4 protein-coding genes and 1 pseudogene are annotated in these 2,394 nt (G+C 63.2%); all 5 read left to right on the plus strand.

The window, feature by feature from the left end:
* Window positions 1–155 (plus strand): annotated as a pseudogene (locus WCE35_RS17535) (formate dehydrogenase); the annotation flags it as partial.
* Between the two features lie 68 nt (window positions 156–223).
* Window positions 224–1,288, plus strand: coding sequence for a formate dehydrogenase subunit gamma (locus WCE35_RS17540; RefSeq protein WP_424594595.1), 1,065 nt, complete (start codon window positions 224–226; stop codon window positions 1,286–1,288).
* A gap of 36 nt (window positions 1,289–1,324) precedes the next feature.
* Window positions 1,325–1,480 (plus strand): hypothetical protein, encoded by a 156-nt coding sequence (locus tag WCE35_RS17545; protein WP_424594596.1) that lies wholly within the window; start codon window positions 1,325–1,327, stop codon window positions 1,478–1,480.
* A gap of 93 nt (window positions 1,481–1,573) precedes the next feature.
* Complete coding sequence (locus WCE35_RS17550) at window positions 1,574–1,945, plus strand: gamma-butyrobetaine hydroxylase-like domain-containing protein (RefSeq protein ID WP_424594598.1); 372 nt, start codon at window positions 1,574–1,576, stop codon at window positions 1,943–1,945.
* Between the two features lie 170 nt (window positions 1,946–2,115).
* Window positions 2,116–2,394, plus strand: a 279-nt coding sequence (locus WCE35_RS17555; RefSeq protein WP_424594597.1) for a WD40 repeat domain-containing protein, incomplete at its 3' end; no start/stop codon positions are given.

Below are 2,394 nucleotides of genomic sequence, written 5' to 3' on the forward strand. Positions count from 1 at the left end.
TGCCGATTTGCGCCGAGATGTGCTCGACCAAGTCGCTGCTTGCCGGCGACGGCGCGATCATCGCCGAAATCTACAAGGAGCGCGTGATGAAGCGCGGTTACGGCTCGGGCATGTGGGGCTGGAAAACCGCCTACAGCGATTCGCCGACCGGCTGATGCAACTCTGCGCCGCCCTGTCGGGGCGGTGCCCGCGTAACCTGGAAAACCGAAAGGGCGTTGTGCAAATGCCGAGCTCGCTTTCAACTCTCAAGGCCTTGGTCGCCAGGGCTTCAATCCTCAGGGCTTCAATCCTCAGGGCTTCGATCCTTAGGGCCCTGTGCGCCGCGTTTGCGCTGCTGCTCGTGCTCGCACATCCCGCGACAGCGCAGCTTTCCTTCAAGCCCACCGCCGAAGCCGTCCAGGAGGACAAGCTCCTGAATGCGCTGAAAGGCGGCGACAGGATCACCGGGCGGATATCGATTCCGGATGCGATGGCCGCCAGCCTGATTCAGCCGGCCGGGCGCGACTGGCGCGATTTTCACCGCGGCCAGCTGCCGATCATCGGCGGCGTCGCGATTATCGGGATGTTCGCCGTGCTCCTGATTTTCCTGCTGGTGCGCGGCCGAATCCGCGTTGATCACGGTTTTTCCGGGACCAGGATTCTGCGCTTTGCCAGCTTCGAACGCTTCACCCACTGGTTGACGGCAAGCTGCTTCATTGTGCTGGCGCTGTCGGGCCTCAACATCAGCTTCGGCCGAATCCTGATTCTGCCGGCGTTCGGCGCCGAAGCTTTCGCGACCATGTCGGGCTACGCAAAAATCGCCCATGACTATCTGGCGTTTCCGTTCATGCTTGGCCTCCTGATCATGTTCCTGATCTGGATCAGGGATAACATTCCGGGAAAGATCGATTGGCAGTGGCTGCGGCAGGGCGGAGGCCTTCTGTCGAACGGGCAGCATCCGCCTGCCAGGCGATTCAACGCCGGGCAGAAGGGCATCTTCTGGATCGTGATCATTGGCGGATCGCTGATGTCGTTGTCTGGCTGGTACATGCTGTTCCCGTACCTTCCGGCCGATGTGACGGAACTGCAGCTCTGGACCGTGATCCATGCCGTGATCGCCATGCTGTTCATCGCAGTCATGCTGGCGCACATCTACATCGGCTCGATCGGGATGGAAGGCGCGTTCGACGCGATGGGGACAGGTGAGGTGGACCTCAATTGGGCCAGGGAGCATCATTCGCTCTGGGTGGAGGAGGAGCAGTCCAAGGGTCCCTCGGGAAGCACGCCGCGCGCGGTGCCGGCCGAGTAATTCGGTCTGGAAAAAGTCAGGTTCAGGGGAAGCACCATGAAGGTCTTTATCGCGGCGGTGTTGTTTGCGGCGATCGCCGCATTTGGCGTGTCGGTCGTGCTCGACGGCATTCAACAGCCGAGCCACACGGCATTCACTACCGGCGGTGCCAGGGTCGGCGATCCCGGCAATAATCTGGTCGGGCCGGGCTGAGGCCGTGCGACGGGCAGCGTTGCCCGCGGCGGCGGCCAAGGGCAGCGCACAATGTGGTAAAATGGGCAAGGCGGTCGCTTGAACGTCCCGAATATGGCTCCGGCATGGCCGGTTGAAATTCGTTTGCCCAGGGACCGCCGTTCCCTGCATGTCAGTTTCGACGACGGCACCGCGTTCAGCCTTCCTGCCGAATTGCTCCGGGTCGCCAGCCCCTCGGCCGAAGTGCAGGGGCATTCCGAAGCCCAACGCAAGACGGTCGGCGGCAAGCGTCATGTCACCATTCTCTCCGTCGACGCGGTCGGCAATTATGCGATCCGGCTCGGGTTCGACGATATGCACACGACCGGCATCTACTCCTGGACATTGCTGCGCGATCTCGGTGTCAACGCCGAGCGGCGTTTTCAGGACTACCTCGACGATCTGGAGGCCAAGGGCCTGGACCGCGATCGGCCTGGCACGCGCTAGGGCGCGCCACAAACCTGCCTACATTGCGCGGCCGAGCGTTATCACTAATCTGATGGACGCCGCATCGGGGGAAACCGTGCCCTTGAAGGCGACGCGAGTGAACGAACCGGTTGCCGCGAATGCTTTGCCCTCGAAACAGACGCCGCCCTTTGGTTGCTGCATGCGCCGCCTTGCTGGCATTCGTGTCGCTTGGAACGGTTACGGCCTTCGCGCAGTTGCGCGGCCATGGCGGGCCGGTTCGCGCGCTTGCGATTTCGCCCGACGGACAGACCGCGATCTCCGGCAGCTTCGATTCGACCGCGATCCGCTGGTCGCTGACCCGCAACGCCGCCGAACAGGTGCTTCGCTTCCATGCCGATGCGGTGAACGCCGTGGTGATGCTGCGGGATGGCCGCGCTGCGACCGCGGGCGCCGACGGCAGGATCGCCATCTGGCGCGCCGGCCAGGCC

This window comes from Bradyrhizobium sp., from assembly GCF_049691595.1.
Lineage (GTDB): Bacteria > Pseudomonadota > Alphaproteobacteria > Rhizobiales > Xanthobacteraceae > Bradyrhizobium.

Bases quoted from the DNA above. Each gene is read 5' to 3' on its own strand.
- WCE35_RS17540 (WP_424594595.1), top strand. From the start codon at position 224: ATGCCGAGCTCGCTTTCAACTCTCAAGGCCTTGGTCGCCAGGGCTTCA.
- WCE35_RS17545 (WP_424594596.1), top strand. From the start codon at position 1,325: ATGAAGGTCTTTATCGCGGCGGTGTTGTTTGCGGCGATCGCCGCATTT.
- WCE35_RS17550 (WP_424594598.1), top strand. From the start codon at position 1,574: ATGGCTCCGGCATGGCCGGTTGAAATTCGTTTGCCCAGGGACCGCCGT.